The sequence below is a fragment of the Sphingomonas sp. SP5 genome (genome assembly GCF_058313455.1).
On record NZ_JBZFLF010000002.1, the window covers coordinates 35,923 to 59,835 of the forward strand.

Sequence of the window (23,913 nt, forward strand, 5' to 3'; positions counted from 1 at the left end):
GATCATGTTGGCGGTGCTCGCCGCGACATCGGCAAGCGCCATCGCCGAACCTGCCGCGAGCGATATGGCCAAGGCGTTCGGCGCGCGCGAGGACGTGCGGCAGGTCAGTATCTCGCCCGACGGTACGCAGCTGGCCATGGTGCGCGCGATCGCGGGGGCGGGCAGCGCCGTGTTCGTGTTCGATATCGTCGGCGGCGCGCGGCCCTCTACCGTGCTGACCGCGACCGGCCGTCCGGACCAGATTTCATCGTGCAACTGGTCGACGCCGAAACGGCTGATCTGCAACATCTCGACGCTGATGATGCAGGGCGGCATGCGGCTGGGCTTCAGCCGCGTCGTGACGCTCAATGCCGACGGCAGCGATCTCAAGCAATTGAGCGGTGAGACGCGCGACAGCGTCTACGGTCCTGCGCAATTCGGCGGCGGCGTCATCGATCTGCTCGGCGATGGCGATGGCGACGGCGGCGGTTCGGTGCTGATGACCCGATCATATGGGAAGCAGCAACAGACCGGTACCCTGCTCGCCTCGAACGTCGCCGGCCTCGGTGTCGAGCGGGTCGATACCACCACGCTGCGCCGCCAGCCGGTGGAGCGGCCCAACGGGCATGCCGATCAATATATCACCGACGGTCACGGTGCCGTCCGGATCATGGGCATTGCCGGGGCGGCGGACAGCGGCATGCTGACCGGTCGCACGACCTATCTCTACCGCAAGCCGGGCGAACGTGGCTGGCTGCCGCTGTCGGTGGTCACGTCCAGCGGGACCGGCGCCGATACGGGATTTGATCCCTGGGCCGTCGATCGCGACCTCAACGTCGCCTACGGCTTCGATGCGCAGGGCGGCCGCGGCGCGCTCTACAAGGTCTCGCTCGACGGCAGCCTGAAACGCGAGCTGGTGCTCGACAACCCGAACGTCGACGTCGACGGTCTCGTCCGCATCGGGCGCCAGCAGCGCGTCGTCGGGGCGAGCTTCGCCACCGATCGACGCCAGATGGTGATCTTCGATCCCGCGCTGAAGGCGATCGCCGCCTCGCTCGGCAAGGCGCTGCCGAAACAGCCGATCGTCAACATCGTCGATGCGACCGCCGACGAGCAGAAACTGGTGCTCTACGCCGGCAGCGATGTCGATCCGGGGCGCTTCTACCTGTTCGATCGTACGGCGCGCAAACTGTCCCCGATCCTGCCGGTCAGGCCCGAACTCGAAGGCAAGACGCTGGCGCCGGTGAAGGCGATCACCTTCAAGGCGGCGGACGGTACCGCGATCCCGGCCTATCTGACGCTCCCGCCCGGCGGTGCGGGCAAGGGGCTGCCGGCGATCGTCCTGCCGCATGGCGGACCGGGGTATCGCGACGAATGGGGCTTCGACTGGTTGCCGCAGTTCTTCGCCAGCCGTGGCTATGCCGTGCTCCAGCCCAACTTCCGCGGCTCGACCGGCTATGGCTCGGACTGGTTCCAGAAGAACGGCTTCCAGTCGTGGCGCGTCGCCATCGGCGACGTCAACGACGCCGGTCGCTATCTGCTGTCCTCCGGCATCGCGGCACCGGGCAAGCTGGCGATCTTCGGCTGGTCGTACGGCGGCTATGCCGCGCTGCAATCGGCGGTGCTCGATCCCGACCTGTTCAAGGCGATCGTCGCGGTCGCGCCGGTCACCGACCTCGAAACGCTGCGTGGCGAACATCGCGACTTCACCGATTTCAGGCTCGTCGATTCCTTCATCGGCCATGGCGACCATGTGCGTGCGGGATCGCCCGCCCAGAATGTGGCGCGCATCACGGCGCCGGTGCTGCTGTTCCACGGCGATCTCGATCAGAACGTCGGCGTCGGCGAATCGCGGCTGATGGATGGCCGGCTGCGCGCCGCCGGCAAGCAGGTCCAATTCGTCGAATACAAGGGGCTGACCCATCAGCTCGATGATTCGGCGGTCCGCACCGACATGCTGGGCAAGAGCGATGCGTTTCTGCGTACCGCGCTGGGCATACAGGACTGACCGGGCGCACGGTTCATCGCTGCGCCGCTTTTTAGCTCCGGCACCGCCTTGACGGGGCGGTGCACCCGGCACATATCCGCGGCGTTGGCACTCGGGCATCCTGAGTGCCAGAAATCTGTAACACTGATTGAAAGAGGGACTTCGCAATGAACTTTCGTCCGTTGCACGACCGCGTCCTCGTCCGCCGCGTTGAGGCGGAAGAGAAGACGGCCGGCGGGATCATCATCCCCGACACCGCCAAGGAAAAGCCGCAGGAAGGCGAAGTCGTCGCCGCCGGCACCGGCGCGCGTGCCGAGAACGGCACGATCACCCCGCTCGACGTCAAGGCTGGCGACCGCATCCTGTTCGGCAAGTGGTCGGGCACCGAGGTGAAGGTTGACGGTGAGGACCTGCTCATCATGAAGGAAAGCGACATCCTCGGGATCGTCGGCTGATCTTATCCGACGCACCCCGCGCGGGTGCGACTTTTGTGACTTTCCAGATCAACTGAAAGGGTAGCCACCATGGCAGCCAAGGACGTAAAATTCGGCCGCGACGCGCGTGAGCGCATTCTGCGCGGCGTCGACATCCTCGCCGACGCGGTCAAGGTCACGCTGGGGCCGAAGGGCCGCAACGTCGTGATCGACAAGAGCTTCGGCGCACCGCGCATCACCAAGGACGGCGTCACCGTCGCCAAGGAGATCGAGCTCAAGGACAAGTTCGAGAACATGGGCGCGCAGATGGTGCGCGAAGTGGCCTCGAAGACCAACGACATCGCCGGCGACGGCACCACCACCGCGACCGTTCTGGCGCAGGCGATCGTGCGCGAAGGCATGAAGTCGGTTGCGGCCGGCATGAACCCGATGGACCTGAAGCGCGGCATCGACATCGCCGTGACCAAGGTGACCGAGGACATCAAGTCGCGCTCCAAGCCCGTCTCGGGTTCGCAGGAAGTCGCGCAGGTCGGCATCATCTCGGCCAACGGCGACCGTGAAGTCGGCGAGAAGATCGCCGAAGCGATGGAAAAGGTCGGCAAGGAAGGCGTCATCACCGTCGAGGAGGCCAAGGGCCTCGAATTCGAGCTGGACGTCGTCGAGGGCATGCAGTTCGACCGCGGCTACCTGTCGCCCTACTTCATCACCAACCCGGAAAAGATGACGGTCGAACTGAACGACCCGTACATCCTGATCCACGAGAAGAAGCTCAGCAACCTGCAGGCGATGCTCCCGATCCTGGAAGCCGTCGTCCAGTCGGGTCGTCCGCTGCTCATCATCGCCGAGGACATCGAGGGCGAGGCGCTGGCCACGCTCGTGGTGAACAAGCTGCGCGGCGGCCTGAAGGTCGCAGCGGTCAAGGCGCCGGGCTTCGGCGATCGCCGCAAGGCGATGCTGGAAGACATCGCGATCCTGACCAAGGGCGAGATGATCTCGGAAGACCTCGGTATCAAGCTCGAGAACGTCACCGTCGGCATGCTCGGCACCGCCAAGCGCGTCACGATCGACAAGGACAACACCACCATCGTCGATGGCGCCGGTGATGCCGATTCGATCAAGGGCCGCACCGAGGCGATCCGTGCGCAGATCGAGAACACCACCAGCGACTACGACCGCGAGAAGCTCCAGGAGCGTCTCGCCAAGCTCGCCGGCGGCGTTGCGGTCATCAAGGTCGGTGGTTCGACCGAGGTCGAGGTGAAGGAGCGCAAGGACCGCGTCGACGACGCGCTGCACGCGACCCGCGCGGCCGTCGAAGAGGGTATCGTCCCCGGTGGCGGCACGGCGCTGCTCTACGCGTCGAAGGCGCTCGAGGGCGTCACCGGCGCCAACGACGACCAGACGCGCGGCGTCGACATCGTCCGTCGTTCGCTCACCGCGCTGGTCCGCCAGATCGCGCAGAACGCCGGCCATGACGGTGCGGTCGTGTCGGGCAAGCTGCTCGACCAGAACGACACCTCGTTCGGCTTCAACGCGTCGACCGACACCTACGAGAACCTGGTCGCGGCCGGCGTGATCGACCCGACCAAGGTCGTCCGCACCGCGCTCCAGAACGCAGCGTCGGTCGCCGGCCTGCTCATCACCACCGAGGCGACCGTCTCGGAACTGCCCGAGGACAAGGCTCCGGCCATGCCCGGCGGCGGCGGCATGGGCGGCATGGGCGGCATGGACTTCTGATTTTCGACCGGGGCAGGGAAACCTGCCCCGGACAGAAAATCGGAACGGCCAGCCGGCCCGCTCCGCGGGTCCAGTCTGACGTCACGGCAGCGGCTTCGCCGCTGCCCGCCACACGCAAACAGGGCCGGGGGAGCGATCCCCCGGCCCTTTGCTGTGCCAGTCAGGCAGTCGCCGCTTCAACGCCGGCCGACCCCGCGCGCCCATCGTCCGTCCCCCGTGGCAACCCGCTGCGGCTCCGCTCGTTACCGCCGCCATGAACCATGACGCGACCCGCCCCGACACGCCCGCCGATGGCGCGATCCTCGGTTATGGCCCGATGCTGCCGCTGGTCGTGGCCGGACTCGGCGCGTGGCTGCTGCCGCCGCCCTGGCCGTTCTGGGCGGTGCACCTGGGCATCATCTGGGGCGCGCTGATCCTCGCCTTCATCGCCGGCGTGCGCCGCGGCTTCGGCTTCGGCTATGCCCGCGCGTCCAAGCCGCAGGAGATCGCGACCAGCATCGCCTATTTCACGCTGGCCGGCCTCGCGCTGGTGATCGGCCTGCCGTCGATGGCCCTGCTGACCCTGGTGCTCGGCTATGTGCTCGCCGCACTGCTCGACCGCCGCGCCGCGCTGTCCGGTAACGCCCCCCTCTATTTCGCGACGCTCCGGCCGCGCCAGCTGCTGATCGGCGCCGCGGGCCTCGCCGCCCTGCTCGGTCGCGCGATCGCTTATTGAGCGCCGCCCGAGCCCTTTGTTTCGCCCTGCCGCGGTGGTATATTGCCGCCATGCGCCACGACCCGCTCTATGAGCCGATCACCGTCGAGACGTTCCTGGGTATCGATTTCCCGAGCGACCGGAAGTACGAACTTGCCCATGGCGTGATAAGGATGATGACCGGCGGCACACCCGCTCATGCCCGGGTGTCGACGAACATCCTCGGCTATCTCTATCCACGGCTCCGTGGCACCGGCTGCCGCCCGTACAATTCTGACATGGGCGTACGAGTCGACGACACCAACCTGCGTTATCCAGACGTCACCGTCTTCTGCGGCAACCCGGCGGCGCCGGAGCGGGAGATGGAGCGCGCCTATCCCGATCCCGTCGTGATCGTCGAGGTGCTGTCTCCCTCCACCTCGGCCAACGACGAAGGCGACAAGCTGCGGCTCTACCGCGCCCTGCCGTCGGTCGACACCATCGTCTTCGTCGACCCGCAGGCGGAAACCAGCCGGGTCGTCCAGCGGCTGGGGCCAACGGCGTGGCGTGACGACCTGTTCGCCCAGCCGCACGATGTCGCGTTGCCGGCGATCGGCGTCACCATCCCCCATGCCGAGATCTTCGCCCGCGACTGACGCGGGCGCCGCCTCATCCCTTCATCGCCTCGATGAGCTTCTTGACGTCCTGGCTGTGCCCGCGCGGCAGGATCAGCACGTCGTTGCCGCTCGCCACGACGATGAGGTCGCTGACGCCGACCGCCGCCACCCGTATCCCGTCCGAACGGACCAGGCAGTTGCGCGTGTCGATCGCCAGCACCTCGCCGCGATGCGCATTGCCCTCGCTATCGAGTTCGCTGATCGCATGCAGCGCGTCCCAACTGCCGACGTCGCTCCATCCCATCGCCACCGGCACCACCGCGACGCGCTCGGCACGCTCCATCACCGCATAGTCGATCGAGTCGGCGGGCGAGGCGCCGAACGCCTCGGCATCGGGGTGGATGCGCACACCCTCGCGCCGGGCCTTGGTCATCGCCTCCTGCGTCGCGGTCAGCATGCCCGGCGCATGTGCGGCGAGCGCGCCCAGGAAGATGTCGGCGCGGAACAGGAAGATGCCGCCGTTCCAGGCATGGTCGCCCGACGCCAGCATCGCCTCGGCCCGCTCGCGCGCCGGTTTCTCGACGAAGCGGGCGACGCGGTGCACGCCGGACGCCAGCGCCTCGCCGACCTTGATCCAGCCATAGCCCGTCTCCGGCGCGTCGGGCGTGATGCCGAAGGTGACCAGCCACCCTTCGGCGACCAGCGGCATCGCCGCCTCGATCGCCGCGTGAAAGGCCGCGACATCGGCGATGACATGGTCGGACGGCATGACCAGCAGCGCTTCCTCGCCCTTGGCGGCGAGCGCGGCGAGGGCGATCGCCGGCGCGGTGTTGCGTGCCACCGGCTCCAGGATCACGGCCTGCGGCGCGGCGCCCACCGCCGCCAGTTGCTCGTCGATATGATCGGCATGGCGCGCATTGGCGACGACGATCGGCGCGGCGAAGGCCTCGCCATGCGCCCGCTTCGCGGTGAGCTGCAGCATCGTCTCCTCGGCGGTCAGCGCCAGCAGCTGCTTGGGCATTTCCGGGCGCGACATCGGCCACAGCCGGGTGCCGGATCCTCCGGAAAGGATCACAGGGACGATCGTCATAGCGGGTCGTGAACTCCTTCGGATCTCTTTCGGACGAAAGAGTGCGGAGGCGTAACGATCTAGACCGCAGGGTTGTTCAAGCTTTCTTTGCTTTTTTCTGCGACCCCCGTGTCGCCTGTCGGAAAAGCTTACAGGCCGCCGTCGGAAGGGAGCGGGCATGATCCGCCTGTTCAAGCATTACGTCCCGCACGCCGTGCTGCTGCTCGGCCTGGTCGATGCCGTGCTGCTGATGGCTGCGGCCGAACTCGGCTGGGTGATCCGCGCGCGCCAGATCGGCATGCTGGTGGAGCCGACGGTCACCCGCTTGCCGCAGCTCATCGCCTTCGCCGCGGCGTTGCAGATCGCGCTGGTCGCGGTGGGGGCCTATGGCGTCGCATCCTTCCTGTCGCTGCGCTTTGCCGCGGCACGGCTGGCGGTGGCGATCCTGCTCGGCGTGTCGTGCCTGTCGATCCTGTTCTTCCTCGTGCCGCCACTCGCCCTGTGGCGCTCCAACCTCGCCTATGCGACGCTGATCGCCGCCGCGCTGCTGGTGGTGGTGCGCGCGTTGCTCGGCCGGGCGCTGGGCGGCGATACGTTCAAGCGGCGGATCATCGTGCTCGGCGCCGGCCATCGCGCCGCGCGGATCGGCGCGCTCGCCAGCCAGCCCGGCGCCAACGTGATCGTCGCAGGCTATGTCGCGATGGGCGAGCCCAATCCGGTGGTGCGCGGCGCGGTGCCGCGCGACGCCATTCCCAACCTCGCCGCGCACGTCGTCGACCATAATGCCGGCGAGGTGGTGCTCGCGCTGGAGGAGCGGCGCAACGCGCTGCCGCTGAAGGACCTGCTGCGCGTTCGCACCACGGGGGTGAGCGTCAGCGAGATATCGAGCTTCCTGGAACGCGAGACGGGTCGGATCGACCTTCATTCGGTCAACCCGTCCTGGCTGATCTTCTCGGACGGCTTCGCCTCGGGCCGGATGCTGTCGAGCGTGTTCAAGCGCGGCTTCGACGTCACCGTCAGCCTGCTGCTGCTGATCGTGACGCTGCCGGTGATCCTGGTCACCGCCGTGGCGATCAAGCTCGAATCGCGCGGCCCCGCCTTTTACCGGCAGCGCCGCGTCGGCCTCTACAACCAGGGGTTCGACATCGTGAAGCTGCGCTCGATGCGTCAGGATGCGGAGGTCGCGGGCCAGGCGGTGTGGGCGGAAAGGGACGATCCGCGCATCACCCGCATCGGCCGCTTCATCCGCAAGGTGCGCATCGACGAACTGCCGCAGACCTGGTCGGTGCTGAAGGGCGAGATGAGCTTCGTCGGTCCCCGCCCCGAGCGCCCGCAGTTCGTCGAACAGCTGGAACAGCAACTGCCCTATTACGCCGAGCGGCACATGGTGAAACCCGGGATCACCGGCTGGGCACAGATCAACTATCCCTATGGCGCCTCGATCGAAGACGCACGCCACAAGCTGGAATACGACCTGTATTACGCCAAGAACTATTCGCCCTTCCTCGACCTGCTGATCCTGCTCCAGACGCTGCGCGTGGTGCTGTTCCCGTCGGGCGCGCGATAGGGCGATGACCGCGCTCATCCTTTGGGGCCATGCGCTGGCCGCGCTGGCGTTCGGCGCGCTGGCGCTCGCGACGGTGCGCGGGCCGCAGGCGGCGGTGCCGCGCAGCACCGTGCCGCGCGGCGCCCTCGCATCGGCGATGATCGCCACCGCGCTCTGGGCCCTGGCGGTCGCTGGGATCGGCGCCGGCGACGTGGTGCCGCGGATCGCCGAATCGGCGCGCAACCTCGCCTGGCTCGGCCTGATGCTGGTGCTGGTGCGGCGGACGCGCACCGGCAGCCTGCCGCTCTATGCCGTCTATGCGGCGGCGGCGACCATCACCATCTTCGCCACCACGCTGGCACTGACCGAGACGCTGCCGCTCGGCGACGCGGCACTGGCGGCCGTCGCCGATGTCCGGCGGATCGCGCGCATGCTGGGGGCGGTGGTCGGCCTGATGCTCGTCCATCACCTCGCCTTCGCCGGCGGCGAACGCGGCGCGGGCAGGATGGCACTGCTCGCTGCCGCGATCGCGACCATGTGGGGCGTCGACCTGATCGGTGCGACGCTCGCCTGGAGCCTCGGCACCCCGTCGCTCGCCATCTTCGCCGCGCGCGGCTTCGTGATGGCCGGCGCCGCGCTGCTGCTGGCGCTGGCGGCGCGGCGCGGCGAGCGCGGCCTCACCGTCTCGCACGGCGTCGCACTCCGCCTGCTCTCGGTCGCCGCGGTCGTCGCCTATGCCGGCGTGACCATCGCGCTGACCCAGGTCGCCGAACATTATGCCGGCGACACGGTGCGCATCGTCCAGACGGCGATCGTGCTCGGCGCCACCACCGCGCTCATCACCCTGCTGTCGACGCCGTGGATCCGCGCCTGGGCGAAGGTGAAGGTCGCCAAGCATTTCTTCCGCCACCGCTACGATTACCGCGCCGAATGGCAGCGCTTCACCGCGACGCTCGGTACGCCGGGCGAGGGCGCCGACCCGCTAGACCGCCGCATCGTCCGCGCCATCGCCGATCTCACCGGCTCGCCCGCCGGGCTATTGCTGGTGCCGGACGGCGCCGGGCTGGGCGCCGGCGCGGCATGGCACTGGCACGAGGCGGGCGCCGCCGATGCCGCGCTCGCCGCCCATCTCGCCACCAGCACGCGCATCGTCGAACTGGACGCGGTGCGGCGCGGCGATGCCCCGCCCGAAGAGGCGGCGGCGATCCCCGACTGGATGCGCCAGTCGGCCGACGCCTGGGCCTTGGTGCCGCTGATCCATGGCGCCAGCCTGATCGGCGCGATCCTGCTCGCCCGTCCGCCGATCGACCGCGCGCTCGACTGGGAGGACCTCGACCTGCTCCGCGTCGCCGGGCGTCAAGCGGCGAGCTATCTGGCCGAGGATCGTGCCCATGTCGCGCTCGCCGATGCGGCGCGCTTCGACGAATTCAATCGCCGCTTCGCCTTCATCATCCACGACATCAAGAACCTCGTCAGCGGCCTCAGCCTCGTCGCGCGCAATGCCGAACGGCATGCCGACAACGCCGAATTCCGCGCCGACATGGTCGCCACGCTCAAGGACTCCGCCGCCCGCATGAACGCGCTGCTCGCCCGCCTGTCGCAGCACCACCGCGCCACTCCCGAACCGTTGCAGCCGGTGGATTGCGCCGCGCTGGCGCTGCGCCTCGCCGCCGCCCGCCGTGCGCAGCACATCGTGCAGGTCGCCGGCGAAGGCATCGCGCTGGCGCAGCCCGGCCGTCTCGAGCAACTGCTCGGCCACCTGTTGCAGAATGCGGTGGAGGCGAGCCCCGCCGACGCCGCCATCGATCTCGCGGTCGCTGGCACCGGCACGCAGGTGACGATCGATGTCGTCGATCGCGGCTGCGGGATGAGCGCCGCCTTCGTCCGCGACCAGTTGTTCCGCCCCTTCGCCTCGTCCAAGCCGGACGGCTTCGGCATCGGCGCCTATGAGGCGCGCGCGCTGGCGGCCGCGATGGGCGGCACGCTCGACGTGACCAGCCGCGAAGGCGAGGGCACGCGGTTCCGCCTGACGCTCCCTGCCGCGCGCCCGCTGGAGCGGGCGGCATGAGCGGCGCAGGCGATGCCCGCCCGGTGCTGCTGATCGTCGAGGACGATCTGGCGCTCCAGCGCCAGTTGCGCTGGGCCTATGAAGGTTATGAGATCGTCGGCGCCGCCACCCGTGGCGAAGCGATCGAGGCGCTGCGGGCGCACGAACCCGCGGTCGTCACGCTCGATCTCGGCCTGCCGCCCGATCCGGACGGCACCAGCGAAGGCTTCGCGACGCTGGCCGAGATCCTGGCGCTGAAGCCCGATACCAAGGTGATCGTCGCCTCCGGCCACGGCGCCCGCGAAAGCGCGCTCAACGCGATCGCGGCGGGGGCGTGGGACTTCTATGCCAAACCGATCGACATCGATGCCCTGGGGCTGATCGTCGCCCGCGCCTTCCACGTCCACGCGCTGGAGGCGGAGAATCGGCGCCTCGCCGCCCGCGACGGGGGCACGCGCGACGGCTTCGGTGGCCTCCTCTATGCGTCCGACGAGATGGCGAAGGTGGTGCGCACCGTCGAGCGGGTCGCGCCGGCCGACGTGTCGGTGATGCTGCTCGGCGCGAGCGGCACCGGCAAGGAACTGCTGGCGCGCGGTCTTCACGATGCCTCGCCGCGCCGCCACGGTGCCTTCGTCGCGATCAACTGTGCCGCCATCCCCGAAACGCTGCTGGAAAGCGAACTGTTCGGCCATGAAAAGGGCGCGTTCACCGGCGCGGTGAAGACCACGCCCGGCAAGATCGAACAGGCCGCGGGCGGCACCCTGTTCCTCGACGAGATCGGCGACGTGCCGCTGCCGTTGCAGGTCAAGCTGCTCCGCTTCCTCCAGGAACGCGTCATCGAACGGATCGGCGGGCGCAAAGCGATCCCCGTCGACACCCGCATCGTCTGCGCGACGCACCAGAATGTCGAGGCGATGGTGGCCGACGGCCGCTTCCGCGAGGATCTCTATTACCGGCTTGCCGAGATCGTGGTGCGTATCCCCGGCCTTGCCGAGCGCCCCGGCGATGCCGGCCTGCTCGCCCGCGCCTTCGTGCGGCGGCATGCCGCGGCGATGAAGCTGGGGGTGAACGGCCTTGCCCCCGATGCGCTCGCCGCGATCGATGCCTGGGGCTGGCCCGGCAACGTCCGCGAGCTCGAAAACCGGATCAAGCGCGCGGTCATCATGGCGGATGGCAAGCTCGTAACCGCCGCCGATCTCGACCTTGGCGGCGACCCCGCCGATGCGCTGGCGCTCAACCTGCGGGCCGCCCGCGAAGTCGCCGACCGCAAGGCGATCCGCCAGGCGCTGGCGCGGGCGGACGGCAACATCTCCGGTGCCTCGCGACTGCTCGGCGTCAGCCGGCCGACGCTGTACGATCTGCTGAAAAGCTACGACCTGCATGGCTGATACGCCTTATCCGATGCTGCGCCGGCGGCGACGGCGCGGCTGGCGCCTGCCGCGGCCGCGCCGCATCCATGCGGTCGCGCTCGGCCTGTTGCTGGTCGTTGCGGGGCTTGCCGCAGCCTATGCGCTGCGCCCGCCGCCGCGGGTCGATCCGGCGCAGGCGCTGGCGGATGCGCGCACCGCATACCGGATCGGCAATTACAGCGCCGCGCGCAACCATGCGCTCGCCGCTCTGGCCGCAGCACCGACGTCGCAGCCGGCACTGCTACTGCTCGCCCGCGCCTATGTGCGGCTGGGGGACGGCGTCGCCGCGGAAGGCGCACTCAGCCGCGCCCGCGATCTGCGGGCCGCCCCGGCGGCGCTCGCCGGGTTGCAGGCGCAGGCGCGCTTACTGCAAGCGGACTATCAGGGCGCGATCGATGGGGCGGCCGCCGCACCCGCCGACGACGGCGACGCGCTGCGCGCCCGCGCCCGTGCCACCGCGATGCAGGGCGATGCCGGGGCCGCGGTCGACCTGCTCACCGCTTGGCTCGCCGCGCATCCCGACGATGCCGCGGCGTGGAGCGACCTCGGCCGGGTCAGGCTCGACGCCGGAGAGGTCGCCACTGCCACCGCGGCGGCGTCGCGGGCTGCGCGGCTCGCGCCGGGCGATCCGGTGCCGCTCGCCTTGCAGGCGGAGATCGTGCGGACCCGCTACGGCCTCACCGCCGCCTTGCCGTGGTTCGAGGCGGCGCTGAAGCGGGATGCCTATTACCACCCGGCCTTGATCGAATATGCCGCGACGCTGGGCGATGCCGGCCGCTATGCCGACATGCTGGCGGCGACGCGGCAAGCGCTGGCGGCGCGGCCGGCCAGCCCGCAGGCGCTGTACCTGCAGGCGGTGCTGGCCGCGCGCGCCGGGCGGCTGGGGCTGGCCCGCGATCTGCTCCAGCGCGCAGGCCAGGGGATCGGCGGGCTGCCCGGTGCGGCGCTGCTCGGCGGGGCGCTCGATCATGCCGCCGGCCGCGACGAACTGGCGATCGGTACCTGGCGACAGCTTGCCGCCGACCAGCCGATGAACATCGTCGTGCGCCGCCTGCTCGGCGCCGCGCTGCTCCGCTCGGGCGACGTGCAGGGCGCGCTCGACCAGTTGCGCCCGGTCGCGGCGCGAGCGGACGCCGATGCCTATACGCTGACCCTGGTCGCGCGCGCGGCGGAAGCCAGCGGCGACCGAATCGCCGCCGCCGGCTTCCTCGATCGTGCCGCGGGTGGTGCGCGCGGCGGGGCCGCCGCCTTCGCCAGCGACGACAGCGTCGCGGCTGCGCTGGCGGAGGCGCGCGCCGATCCCGACGATCCCAATTACCTGCTCGGCGCCATCCGCGCGCAGTTGACCGCGGGCGACGTCACCGGCGCCATCGCGCGCGCCCGCACGCTGGCGGCGGCGCGGCCGGGCGCTCCCGCGGCGCAACTCGCGCTCGGCGATGCGCTCGCCGTCGCCGGTCGCTTTGCCGAGGCAGCGCCGGTCTACGCACGCGCCGCCGGCCTTGCCTTCGACGAGCCGACCCTGTTGCGGCTGGTCGATGCCTGGGGCCGCGCCGGCCGTCCGCGCGACGCGGCGGCGGCCTTGTCGCTCTACCTGCAGCAGAACCCGCAAAGCCTCGTCGCCCGCCGCATCCTCGGCCATTGGCAGGCGACGAACGGCGAGGCCGATGCCGCGATCGAGACGCTGGAGGGCGTCCGGCGCACCGCCGGCAACCGCGATGCCGCGCTGCTCGCCGATCTCGCCATCGCCTATGCCGCCGGCGACGACGGCACGGTGGCGCGCCGCTATGCCCGCGCCGCCTACGCGCTGTCGCCGATGAACGCGGGCGTGTGCGACGCCTATGCCGTCGCGCTCGCCGCCGATGGCGACCTCGCCGCGGCGCGCCAGCTTGCGGTCAAGGCGGTCGCGCTGGCGCCCGGCGATGCGACGATCGCCGCGCATGCCCGCGCCATCATGCGCTGACGCCTTGCACGGCCGCCCGCGCGGCGCCATGAGCGCCGCCATGGCCGATCCCCTGGACCGTATCGCCGCGGCGCTGGACCGCCTCGCTCCCCCGCCGCCGGCAAGCGACGATCCGCTGCGCCACCCTGCCTATGTCTGGCGAGACGGCGCGCTGGTCGCGGCACGCGCCTTTGCGCCGCTCCCGCTCGACCTGATGATCCGCGTCGACAAGCAGAAAGCGGCCCTGGTCGAGAATCTGCGCCGCCTCGCTGCCGGCGCGGCGGCGCAGGATGTGCTGCTGTGGGGCGCGCGCGGCACCGGCAAATCGGCGCTGGTCAAGGCCGCGGTCGGTGCGGTGCAGGGCGACGGCGGCGCCATCGCGCTGGTCGAGGTGACCGCGCTCGACACGCTGCCGCAGCTGTTCGCGTCGCTCGCCGGCCTGCCACGCGCCTTTGCGCTGTTTCTCGACGACCTGGGCTTCGACGCGCCCGCCGAGGCGCGCATCCTGCGCTCGCTGCTGGAGGGCGGCGCGGAGGCGCGCCCGGCGAATGTCCGCCTGATCGTCACCGCTAACCGCCGCCATCTGGTACCCCGTGACATCGCGGAACAGGATAGCGCCATCAATCCGCGCGACAGCATCGACGACCAGCTTGCGCTCGCCGATCGCTTCGGTCTGAGCCTCGGCTTCCACGCGCTCGATCAGGACGGCTATTGCGCGATCGTCGCCGCCTATGCCGCGCGTTACGATCTGCCCTTCGATGCTGCCGAGGCGATCAATTGGGCAACGCGGCGCGGCAGCCGGTCGGGGCGGGTGGCATGGCAATATGTCACCGAACTCGCCGGACGTGCCGACATCGCCTTAACCTGAAGCAAGAATCTTTTATCATGGATTAGGTCATTCGTCTTGACATGATAGGACCGCTCCGGCTCACTCCGGTTCGTGCCGCGCCTGGGTGAACTTGACCTGCCCGATCGCCTCGCCCCCGCTGTGCCGCGGGCGGTGACCCAGATCGGTTTCGGCGTATTATGCGCCAGCAGCGCCATTCTGATGCGCGCGGTGCTGGACGTGCTGGCCGAAGGCGGCGCGCCTTTCGCGCTGTGTTTCCCGGCGATGATGCTCGCAACGCTGTTCGCGCGATGGCAGGCGGGGGCGATCGCGGCAGCGCTCGGCATCGGCTATGCCTGGTATTACGGCTTCGCGCCCCTCGGCAGCTTCCGGTTGATCGACACGGCGGCGACCGTCACCGTCGCCTTCATCATCGTCGCAGCGATCATCAGCGTCGCGGTCGCCGAACTGTTCCGCCGCTCCGTCCGCCGCGCCACCCGCGAGCGCGACCGGGAGATCGCCGAGCGCGACCTGCTGTTGCAGGAGATCGACCATCGCATGAAGAACAACTTCGCGATCGTCGCCTCGATCCTCGACATCCAGCGCCGCCGCACCGATGGCGAGGCGGCGGAGGCATTGGGCGCCGCATTGGCCCGCGTCGAGAGCATCGCGCGGGCGCACCGCCATCTCTACCGCAGCGCCGGACAGGTCGATGCCGTCGACATGCAGGCCTATCTCGGCGATCTGTGCGCGGCCTTGGCCGATGCGCTCCTCCTGCGCGGCGGCGTATCGCTCTCCTGCTCGGCCGATGCGGCGAACATGCCACGCGATCGGGCGGTGTCGATCGGCCTCGTCGTCAACGAACTCGTCACCAATGCGGCCAAGCACGCCTTCACCGGCCGCACCGGCGGCACCATCACCGTCGGCCTGCGCCGCCGCCCGGGGGGCATGACGCTGATCGTCAGCGACGACGGCGTCGGCATGCCGCAAGTCGCGGCGCCGGCGGGCCCGGATCACGGCCTTGGCTCGCGCCTGATCCCCGGCTTCGCGCGTCAGGCCGGCGGCACGCTCAGCACCGAAAGCGGGCCGGAGGGCACGACCGTGACGATGGACATGCCCGGCGCCATGCCTGCCTGATCCTCAGGCGAGCTGTTCGACCTGTTCGGCCAGTTCCAGCCAGCGCATCTCCGCGGCGTCCTTTTCGGCGCGTGCCGCCTCGATCGCTGCGGTCAGGGCGGCGAAGCGCTTGGGATCGCGCGTGTAGAGCGCCGGGTCGCCGAGCAGCGCCTCGTCGCGCGCGATGCCGGCGTCCAGCGTCTCGATGCGCGCGGGCAACTGGTCGTAGTCGCGCTGGTCCTTGTAGGACAGCTTGGTGCGCGCCTGCGGCGGGGGAGGGGGCGCCACCTTCGCCGCCGCGGGCGCCTTCTTCGCCTCGGGCCGTGCCTGCCGCTGCCGTTCCCAATCCTCGTAGCCGCCGGCGACGACGTCCACCGTCCCCGATCCGTCGAGCCCCAAGGTCACCGTCACCGTGCGATCGAGGAAGTCGCGATCGTGGCTGACGATCAGCACCGTGCCCGCGTAATCGGCGATCACCTCCTGCAACAGGTCGAGCGTTTCGAGGTCGAGGTCGTTGGTCGGCTCGTCCAGCACCAGCAGGTTGGATTCCCGCGCGAACTCCCGCGCCAGCAACAGGCGCGACCGCTCGCCGCCCGACAGCGTGTTGACCTTCGCCTCGGCGAGGCTGGGGTCGAACAGGAATTCCTTCAGATAGCCGTGGATGTGCTTCCGGACGCCCAGCACGTCGATCCAGTCGCCGCCGTCGGCCAGCACCTCGCGCACCGTCTTGGTCGGCGCCATCAGGCTGCGCTGCTGGTCGATGACGACGCCGTCCAGCGTCTTGGCGAGCTTCACCTCGCCGCTGTCGGGGGCGAGTTCGCCGGTCAGCAGCTTGAGCAGCGTCGTCTTGCCCGCGCCGTTGCGCCCCACGATGCCGATCCGGTCGCCGCGCGTGACGCGCAGGGTCAGGTCGCGGATGATCGTGCGGTCCCCGTAGCTTTTCGACGCGTGCTTCACGTCGATCACCACCTTGGTCTTGCTGTCGTCCGCGGCGGTGACGAGGTTCGCCGACCCCTGCGGCCCGATCATCGCCGCACGCGTCGCGCGCATCTCCTTCAGCTTGGCGAGCCGGCCCTGGTTGCGCCGACGCCGCCCGGTGACGCCGCGCTGCAGCCAATGTTCCTCGATCTTGAGCTTGGCATCGAGGCGCTGCGCGTTGCGCTCCTCCTCGGCATACACCTGTTCGGTCCACGCCTCGAACCCGCCGAAGCCGATCTCGGCGCGGCGGATCGAGCCACGGTCCATCCACAAGGTCTGCCGGGTCAGGCGGGTGAGGAAGGTGCGGTCGTGGCTGATGACGACGAACGCGCCCCGGAACCGGCCGAGCCAATCCTCCAGCCAGTCGATCGCCGCGATGTCGAGATGGTTGGTCGGCTCGTCGAGCAGCAGGACGTCGGGGTCCTGCGCCAGTGCCCGGACGATCGCGGCACGGCGCCGCTCGCCACCGCTCGCCGACGATGCCTCGCGCGACAGGTCGATGCCCAGCTGGTCGGCGATCGCATCCGCCTCGTGCCGCTCGGGCGCATCCGTGCCGCCGAGCACGTAATCGGCCAGCGTGGTGCAGCCGGTGAGGCTCGGTTCCTGCTCCAGCAGCACCACGCGTGTGCCGGGCACGATCACGCGCCGGCCTTCGTCGCTGTCAATCGTGCCGGCGATCAGCTTCAGCAGCGTCGTCTTGCCGGCGCCGTTGCGGCCGATCAGCGCCAGCCGGTCGCGCGCGCCGATATGGATGTCGAGGTGGCGGAACAGCCAGCCGTGGCCCTGGATGATGCCAAGGTCTTCATAAGCGAGGATAGGGGCAGCCATGGCCGGCGCAGGTAGGGGGCGGGGCGCCCGCGGGCAAGCGATCCTCGGCTGAATGGCATGCAACCGCTCCATTCACAGGGTGTTCAATGCGTTCTGCCTATGCCAGTTTTCATGAAGATGGTTTTGCCCTTCCTGCTTCCCCTTCTGCTCGGCGTCACGCTTGTCGGTCCGGCGGCCGCGCAGGCGCCCGACCAGCGGCGCAGCGATCAGGATCGTGCCTATGACGCGCGTCGCAAGGGCGAGGTGCTGTCGCCCCGCGCGATCGAGGCGCGCGTGCTGCCGACGATGAAGGGCTATGAATATCTCGGCTTCGATCTCGATTTCTCCACCTCGGTTTACACGCTGAAGTTCATGCGCAATGGGGTGGTCGTCTGGGTCGATGTCGACGGCCGCACGGGCCAGATCATCGGCCGCACCGGCAAATAACAGGGGAACAGCATGCGCGTTCTGATCGTCGAGGACGAGCCCAATCTCGGCCAGCAGCTGAAGAATACGCTGGAGGGTGCAGGCTATGCCATCGACCTCGCCACCGATGGCGAAGAGGGGCATTTCCTCGGCTCGACCGAAAATTACGATGCGATCGTCCTCGATCTCGGCCTGCCGGAGATCGACGGCCTGACCGTGCTCGACCGCTGGCGCAAGGAGGGCAAGACGATGCCCGTCCTCGTGCTCACCGCGCGCGACAGCTGGTCGGACAAGGTCGCCGGCCTCGACGCCGGTGCCGACGATTACGTCGCCAAGCCGTTCCAGACCGAGGAACTGATCGCCCGCCTGCGCGCGCTGATCCGCCGCGCCAGCGGCAATGCCTCGTCCGAACTCACCGCCGGCGACGTCCGCCTCGACACCCGATCGGGCAAGGTCACCCGGGCCGGCGAACCGGTGAAGCTGACCGCGCAGGAATACAAGCTCTTGAGCTACCTGCTCCACCACAAGGGCAAGGTGGTCAGCCGCACCGAGTTGATCGAGCATATCTACGACCAGGATTTCGATCGCGATTCGAACACCATCGAGGTGTTCGTGACGCGCATCCGCAAGAAGCTGGGGCAGGACGTCATCACAACCATCCGCGGCCTGGGCTACAGCCTTGAAGATCCGGACGCCTGATCGGCAATACGGCCTCCACCCCCCACCCGTTCGCCCTGAGCCTGTCGAAGGGCAGGTGAGTTTCAATCCCTTCGACAGGCTCAGGGCGAACGGTTTGGCAGAAGATCGAATGCCCGCATGGACACACCGCCGTTAGCCGAAGCCCCGCCGCGCGCCCGTGCGCGGACGACGGGCTCGCTGTCGCGGCGGATGATCCTGATCGCGGCCGCGTGGATCGGGCTGCTGCTGTTCGGCGGCGGCTTCGCGCTCGATCGCGTGCTGGTGGCGGCAGTGACGCGCAACTTCGACGACCAGCTGGAGTATGTGCTGCGGTCGTTGCTTGTCTCGGCGGAGATCGGGCCGGATGGCGAGGTGATCCTCAGCCGGGACGCTACCGCCGATCAGCGCTTCCTCGAACCCAATTCAGGACTCTACTGGCAAATTTCGGGGAAGGGCAGCGACCCCTTCCCATCGCGCTCGCTATGGGATCGACGCCTCGCCTTCGGTAGCGTCCACGACGATCGCAGCGTCCATTTCTACAACAGCACCCAGTTTCCCGATGAAAAGCTGCGTATCGTCGAGCGGGATGCGCTGCTGCCCGGTTCGGCGGTTCACTGGCGTTTCCAGGTGGCGCAGAGCCGCAGCGGACTGGATTCGCAGATCACGATCCTGCGTCGAACGCTGGTGCGCAGCTTCGTGCTGCTCGGCCTGGGCCTCGTCGTACTGGCCGCGCTTCAGACGCTGTACGGCCTCTGGCCGCTGCGCAGGGTGCGCGAAGAGATCGCGCGGATGCGGGCGGGGCAGTCCAATCGCGTCGACACCGCGATGCCGATCGAGGTGGCACCGATGGTCGAGGAACTGAACGCGCTGATCGAGCACAACGAGCGGCAGGCGGAGGAAGCGCGGCGGCATGCCGGCAACCTCGCGCACGCGCTCAAAACGCCGCTCACCGTCATCATGAACGCCGCCACCGCGCACGCCGACGACCTGGCCGACACGGTGATCCGCGAGGCGCGGACGATGCGGCGGCAGGTCGACCACCATCTCGCCCGCGCCCGCGCCGTCGGCCGCCGCGGGTCGGCGCACAGCCGCGCCGATGTGTGGCCCAGCCTCGAATCGGTCGAGCGCGCGGTCGCCCGCCTTTACCGCCACGTCCGCATCGACATCACCGGGCCCAAGGACCTTCAGGTCCATGTCGAGCGGCAGGACCTCGACGAGATGCTCGGCAACCTCATCGAAAATGCCGCCAAATACGGGGGCGGCAGCGTGTTCGTCACCGTGTCCGGACAGGCCGGCTTCGTCGAACTGATGATCGAAGACGACGGCATGGGCATTCCGGAAGAAGACCGGATCCGCATCTTCGACCGCGGCGTCCGCCTCGACACCGGCAAGCCCGGCACCGGGCTCGGCCTCGCGATCGTCCGCGACGTGGCGGAAATCTACGGCGGCACGGTGAGCCTGGAAGAAAGCGAAGACCTCGGCGGCCTGCTGGTGCGGCTGCGGCTGCCAGCGGCGAACTGACGCGCCCTTCCCGTGCCGGGGAGGATTGCAGATCGCAACGCACGCGCTAACGCCCTCGTCATGCACGTTTTTCGTCCGATCCTCGCCGGCGGTGCGTTCGGCGACCGCTTGCTGGCCGGCGCCGGAGCCGCGTGCGGCATCGCCTTCGCCGGCCTGTTCGCCGCTTATGCGCTCGGGCTGGGTGCGCTACCGCTGCTGGTCGCGCCGATCGGGGCGAGTGCGGTGCTGGTGTTCGCGGTGCCGGCGAGCCCGCTCGCGCAGCCCTGGGCGGTGATCGGCGGCAATGCACTGTCCGGCGCCTGGGCGCTGCTGGTCGTGCATGCCGTCCCGCACGAGGCGACCGCGGCGGGGCTGGCGGTCGGTGGTGCAATCCTCGTCATGTCGTTGCTGCGCTGCCTGCATCCCCCCGGCGGCGCGGTGGCGCTCAGCGTGGTGCTCGCCGCAGCCGGGCCGGCGCCGCTCGGCTGGGGGTTTCCGCTGTCACCCGTGGCGTTCGATTCGATGCTGCTCGTGCTGGCCGGCGTCGCCTTCCACCGCCTCTCCGGCCACGCCTATCCGCACCATCCCGCTGCCGCGCCGCCGTCGTCCGCCTTCGCGCCTGAGGATATCGACGCGGCGCTCGCCGATATGCACGAGACGTTCGACATCGCGCGCGAAGACCTCGACGCGCTGCTCGCCCGCGCCGCGCATCATGCCGGGGTCAGGCGGCGACGGCGAGGCCGCTCATCACCTCCGCGGTGATCGCCAGGCTGCGCTTGCGCGCGGCATGATCGTAGATGGCGCTCGCCACCATCACCTCGTCGACGCCGGTCCGCTCGATGAACGCCGCGGTCGCCCGCGCCACCGTGTCGCGCGATCCGACTGCGGAGCATTGCAGCACATGGTCGAGGATCGCCGCACCCTGCGGCCCCAGCCCGGCGCGATACCCCGCCACCGGCGGCGGCAACTGGCGCGGATTGCCGGTGCGCAGCGCGACGAACGACTGCTGCTGCGAACTCGCCAGCAGCTCCGCTTCCTCGTCGGTGTCGGCGGCGAAGACGTTGAACCCCGCCATCGCATAGGGCCGATCGAGCTGCGCGGAGGGGCGGAAGTCGCGCCGGTAGATCGCAAGCGCGCTGTCGAGCGCGTCCGGCGCGAAATGGGACGCGAAGGCGTAAGGCAGGCCGAGCGCCGCCGCCAGCTGCGCGCCGAATGTGCTCGATCCCAGGATCCACAGCGGCACGTTGGCGCCGGCACCGGGCGTCGCCGCGATGCCGGTACGCCCGTCATCCGCGAAATAGCTCTGCAATTCCATCACGTCCTGCGGGAAGGCATTGGGATCGCTCTCCAGCGTCCGCCGCATCGCGCGTGCGACGCGCTGGTCCGATCCCGGCGCACGGCCAAGCCCCAGGTCGATCCGGCCCGGGAACAGCGCGTCCAGCGTGCCGAACTGTTCGGCGATCACCAGCGGCGCATGGTTGGGCAGCATGATCCCGCCCGCACCGACGCGGATGTGGCGCGTCGCGGCGGCGACATGCGCGATCACCACCGCGGTCGCGGCGCTGGCGATGCCGCGCATGCCATGATGCTCCGCCACCCAATAGCGCTGGAAGCCGAGCGTCTCGGCATGGGCGGCAAGGTCGGCGGCGTTGGCGAGGCTCTGCGCCACGCTGCCGCCTTCGACGACGGGAACGAGATCGAGCAGGGAAAAGCGTGTCATGCCGGAAAGATGGGGGCGGGGGCGCCGCGCTGCAATTGGCGGTGGCGCGATCAGAAACCCCAGCTGTATCGCAGCGCGCCGCCCACATCCGCCGGCAGGCTGGCGAAATTGCCGGGGTCGCGCCGCCAGAACAGGTTCGTCTGGATGTCGCCCCCGCCGACCAGCAGCCGATAGCGCGCCTCGACCTGCAATTCGCGCCCCTGCGGGCTGAGGTTCAGTCGCTGCGTCGTCCAGTCGCTCACCGTCAGCGTCGCATAATCCCAGTTCGTCGGCAGCCGGTAATCGACGCCGCCGCGCGCCACCCGCAGCGGCTGCGCGATCCGCAGGCCCAGGCTGTCGCGGCCGAAGATGCCGTCCTTGCCGACATCGGCGGCGAACGCCGTCGTGGCGAGGGAGCCGTCACCATCCATGCCGCCGCGCAGGGTCGCGCGCGTCCAGCCGCGCCGCCACGATCCGCCGAGCGACCAGCCGTCGCTGATGCTCCAGCGTGCGTCCACGTCGACGAACCAGCTCGCCGCGCGCGCCGCGCCCAGGCCGCCGTCGAACCGCGCGCCGAGCAGGCTGTCGCGCTCGGCGAGGGAGCTGAGGCTCAGCGTCGTCGCGAGGCCACCCCAGCGCCGGTCGGCGGAAACGCTGACCCGCTGGTATGGCGAGCGGCGGTAGCCGGGCAGGCCGGCGAGCATCGCATCGCGCCGTGCCAGCACGTCGCCGCTCTCGACGGTGGCGGTCAGTCCGACGCCGCCGACCTCCTGCCGCAGCGCGCCCGCAGATCGCGCGACGCTGTCGAAGCCCAGCGCGCCCTGGCCCGCGACGAGGAAGGCGGGCTGCGCCTGCCCGACCATCTGCGCGCCCAGCGTGCCGGTGCCCTGCGAGAAGGCGAAGCCGAAGCTGGTCTTGGCCCCCAGCCGCTGCATCACCGCGCCGGCGATGGCGCGCGCGTCATTCGCCTGTGCGTCGCTCATCATGCTGCGCTGGAGCGCGACATCGCCGTTGCCACGCGGCGCCAGCGTCATCGACACGGTGGTATCGCCGGCGGCGACCGCCAGGTTGCGCTGCCGCGTCTGGAGCATGCCGGCAAGGCTGCGCTGCGGCCCCGCACGGTTGATCGTGCGGGCAAGGTCGATGGCGAAGGCGCGATGATAGCTGTCGAGGATCACCGCGCCCAGCTGTCCGACCGTCGCATCCCCCATCGGCGCGGACAGGGTCGCGTTGCTGGCGAGCGACACGCCGAGGTTCGATCCCGCCACGGTCGTCATGCCGACGGGCTGGAACGCGCGGGTGAGGTCCAGCACGCCATTGCCGTACACGCTGTCGACGCCCGCCGCGCCGGCATCGCGCGCGGTGCGGAAGAGCAGGTCGACGATCTGCGCGCCGGTCAGGTTGGGAAAGGCCTGCGCCAGCAGCGCCACCGCACCCGAGATCTGCGGCGCGGCGAACGACGTGCCTGACCAAAGGTAGGCGGTATTGTTCTGGTCGGGCGCGCGCACCCGCTCTCCTACCGCGGTCAGGTAATGCGCGGCCCCGGTGCCGGCCTTATCGCTGAACGTGGAGAGCACGTCGCCCGTACCGACCGATCCGGCGATGATGACGAGGTTGCGCGCCGCCGCATTGCCGGCGACCGAGGTGAAGGGGTCGGGATTGTCCGTGCCGTCGTTGCCGGCGGCGATGACGATGACGATCCCCTGCGCGGTGGCGCGGCCGATCGCATCGATCAGGTTCTGCGGCATGGTCGCTCCGCCCAGCGACATGTTGATGACGCGCGCGCCGGCGACACGCGCCGCATCGACGCCGCGCGCGATCGCATCGGTGCCGAACTTGCAGCCCATGTCGTCGCCGGTCTTCCCCTCCGTCGCGCAGGTTCCGGCCCGGTCGGCGCGCAGCACGACCAGCGTCGCGTCGAAGGCGACGCCCTGCGTGCCGGTATCGTTGCGCCGTCCCGCCGCGGTGAAGGCGACGGCGGTGCCATGCCCGCCTTCGTCGTCGATGCTGGCGTTGCCTGCCACGTCCTGCGAAGCGGCCGAGATGCGGCCGGTAAATTCCGGGCTTTGCAGGTCGATGCCGCTGTCGATGATGGCGAGGTTGATGCCCTTGCCCGTCGCACCCTTGTTGTAGGCGCTGAGCGCGTTCATCGACACCGCGCCGACGGTCGCGCGATATTCGCTGGTGTCGTAATTGGTGCCGGGGCCGGGCGTCGGCGTCGGCGTCGCTTCGGGTGTGGGGCTCGGGGTCGGCGCCGGGACCGGCGTCGGTGTCGGCGTGGGGATGGTGGCGACGGGCGGCGTCGGCGTGCTGTTCACACCACCGCCGCCACCGCCGCCGCAGGCGGCCAGCAGCAGCGGCGCCACGCCCGCCGTGCTTCGCAGCAGCCCCCTGGTCGCCCGCATCGTCCCCTGATCCCCCCACGCGTATCGTCGCCCGCGATACGCCA

General features: G+C 69.8%; 19 protein-coding genes. 15 read left to right on the forward strand and 4 right to left on the reverse strand.

Annotated elements, in window-relative coordinates; all coding sequences use genetic code 11:
* Positions 1-4: 4 nt before the first annotated feature.
* The 5 genes from AC4GY7_RS03950 (at position 5) to AC4GY7_RS03970 (ending at position 5,463) form a co-directional block, all read left to right on the forward strand.
* Positions 5-1,987: an alpha/beta hydrolase family protein gene (locus AC4GY7_RS03950; RefSeq protein WP_491112113.1), complete on the forward strand. Its 1,983-nt coding sequence runs from the start codon at positions 5-7 to the stop codon at positions 1,985-1,987.
* A 146-nt stretch (positions 1,988-2,133) separates the two neighbouring features.
* A complete protein-coding gene (groES, locus tag AC4GY7_RS03955; protein WP_443585303.1) occupies positions 2,134-2,421 on the forward strand; it encodes a co-chaperone GroES in 288 nt (95 codons plus the stop codon).
* Between the two features lie 69 nt (positions 2,422-2,490).
* Positions 2,491-4,134, forward strand: coding sequence for a chaperonin GroEL (gene groL, locus AC4GY7_RS03960; RefSeq protein WP_443585304.1), 1,644 nt, complete (start codon positions 2,491-2,493; stop codon positions 4,132-4,134).
* Positions 4,135-4,387: 253 nt separating this feature from the next.
* Entirely contained in the window at positions 4,388-4,849 is a 462-nt protein-coding gene (locus AC4GY7_RS03965; protein WP_491112114.1) for a DUF3429 domain-containing protein, read from the forward strand.
* Between the two features lie 50 nt (positions 4,850-4,899).
* Positions 4,900-5,463, forward strand: coding sequence for a Uma2 family endonuclease (locus AC4GY7_RS03970; RefSeq protein ID WP_491112115.1), 564 nt, complete (start codon positions 4,900-4,902; stop codon positions 5,461-5,463).
* Positions 5,464-5,476: 13 nt separating this feature from the next.
* On the opposite strand, the gene AC4GY7_RS03975 is transcribed toward AC4GY7_RS03970, so the two are convergent.
* Positions 5,477-6,514 carry a mannose-1-phosphate guanylyltransferase/mannose-6-phosphate isomerase gene (locus tag AC4GY7_RS03975; RefSeq protein WP_491112116.1) on the reverse strand — a complete coding sequence of 346 codons (1,038 nt, stop codon included), beginning with the start codon at positions 6,512-6,514 and terminating at the stop codon, positions 5,477-5,479.
* A 157-nt stretch (positions 6,515-6,671) separates the two neighbouring features.
* On the opposite strand from AC4GY7_RS03975, the gene AC4GY7_RS03980 reads away from it, so the two are divergent.
* The 6 genes from AC4GY7_RS03980 (at position 6,672) to AC4GY7_RS04005 (ending at position 15,397) form a co-directional block, all read left to right on the forward strand.
* Entirely contained in the window at positions 6,672-8,060 is a 1,389-nt protein-coding gene (locus AC4GY7_RS03980) for a TIGR03013 family XrtA/PEP-CTERM system glycosyltransferase (protein ID WP_491112117.1), read from the forward strand.
* Between the two features lie 4 nt (positions 8,061-8,064).
* Positions 8,065-10,107 carry an XrtA/PEP-CTERM system histidine kinase PrsK gene (gene prsK / locus AC4GY7_RS03985; protein WP_491112118.1) on the forward strand — a complete coding sequence of 681 codons (2,043 nt, stop codon included), beginning with the start codon at positions 8,065-8,067 and terminating at the stop codon, positions 10,105-10,107.
* Positions 10,104-11,474 carry a PEP-CTERM-box response regulator transcription factor gene (gene prsR / locus AC4GY7_RS03990; protein WP_491112119.1) on the forward strand — a complete coding sequence of 457 codons (1,371 nt, stop codon included), beginning with the start codon at positions 10,104-10,106 and terminating at the stop codon, positions 11,472-11,474. The genes prsK and prsR overlap by 4 nt, the downstream gene beginning before the upstream one ends.
* The gene (locus AC4GY7_RS03995) at positions 11,467-13,455 is read left to right on the forward strand and encodes a tetratricopeptide repeat protein (RefSeq protein WP_491112120.1); all 1,989 of its coding nucleotides are present in this window, start codon (positions 11,467-11,469) and stop codon (positions 13,453-13,455) included. Before prsR ends, AC4GY7_RS03995 begins: the two co-directional genes overlap by 8 nt.
* Positions 13,456-13,495: 40 nt before the next feature.
* Positions 13,496-14,302, forward strand: coding sequence for an ATP-binding protein (locus AC4GY7_RS04000; RefSeq protein WP_491112121.1), 807 nt, complete (start codon positions 13,496-13,498; stop codon positions 14,300-14,302).
* Between the two features lie 72 nt (positions 14,303-14,374).
* Positions 14,375-15,397 (forward strand): sensor histidine kinase, encoded by a 1,023-nt coding sequence (locus AC4GY7_RS04005; RefSeq protein WP_491112122.1) that lies wholly within the window; start codon positions 14,375-14,377, stop codon positions 15,395-15,397.
* A gap of 3 nt (positions 15,398-15,400) precedes the next feature.
* Here AC4GY7_RS04005 and AC4GY7_RS04010 read toward each other — a convergent pair whose 3' ends face one another.
* A complete protein-coding gene (locus AC4GY7_RS04010) occupies positions 15,401-17,182 on the reverse strand; it encodes an ABC-F family ATP-binding cassette domain-containing protein (protein ID WP_491112123.1) in 1,782 nt (593 codons plus the stop codon).
* A 111-nt stretch (positions 17,183-17,293) separates the two neighbouring features.
* Between AC4GY7_RS04010 and AC4GY7_RS04015 the strand changes: the two genes are divergently transcribed.
* From AC4GY7_RS04015 to AC4GY7_RS04030, 4 genes are all read left to right on the forward strand, one after another.
* Complete coding sequence (locus AC4GY7_RS04015) at positions 17,294-17,608, forward strand: hypothetical protein (RefSeq protein ID WP_491112124.1); 315 nt, start codon at positions 17,294-17,296, stop codon at positions 17,606-17,608.
* 12 nt (positions 17,609-17,620) lie between these two features.
* Positions 17,621-18,286, forward strand: coding sequence for a response regulator transcription factor (locus tag AC4GY7_RS04020; protein ID WP_230628729.1), 666 nt, complete (start codon positions 17,621-17,623; stop codon positions 18,284-18,286).
* A gap of 117 nt (positions 18,287-18,403) precedes the next feature.
* On the forward strand, positions 18,404-19,786 hold the full coding sequence (locus tag AC4GY7_RS04025) for a sensor histidine kinase (protein WP_443585316.1): 1,383 nt from the start codon (positions 18,404-18,406) through the stop codon (positions 19,784-19,786).
* A 60-nt stretch (positions 19,787-19,846) separates the two neighbouring features.
* Positions 19,847-20,527, forward strand: a complete 681-nt coding sequence (locus AC4GY7_RS04030) for an HPP family protein (protein ID WP_491112125.1) — start codon at positions 19,847-19,849, stop codon at positions 20,525-20,527.
* Here AC4GY7_RS04030 and AC4GY7_RS04035 read toward each other — a convergent pair.
* Both AC4GY7_RS04035 and AC4GY7_RS04040 read right to left on the reverse strand, forming a co-directional pair.
* Positions 20,487-21,485, reverse strand: a complete 999-nt coding sequence (locus AC4GY7_RS04035) for an LLM class flavin-dependent oxidoreductase (protein WP_443585318.1) — start codon at positions 21,483-21,485, stop codon at positions 20,487-20,489. The genes AC4GY7_RS04030 and AC4GY7_RS04035 overlap by 41 nt on opposite strands.
* Before the next feature lie 50 nt (positions 21,486-21,535).
* Positions 21,536-23,869 carry a S8 family peptidase gene (locus tag AC4GY7_RS04040; RefSeq protein ID WP_491112126.1) on the reverse strand — a complete coding sequence of 778 codons (2,334 nt, stop codon included), beginning with the start codon at positions 23,867-23,869 and terminating at the stop codon, positions 21,536-21,538.
* Positions 23,870-23,913 lie beyond the last annotated feature (44 nt).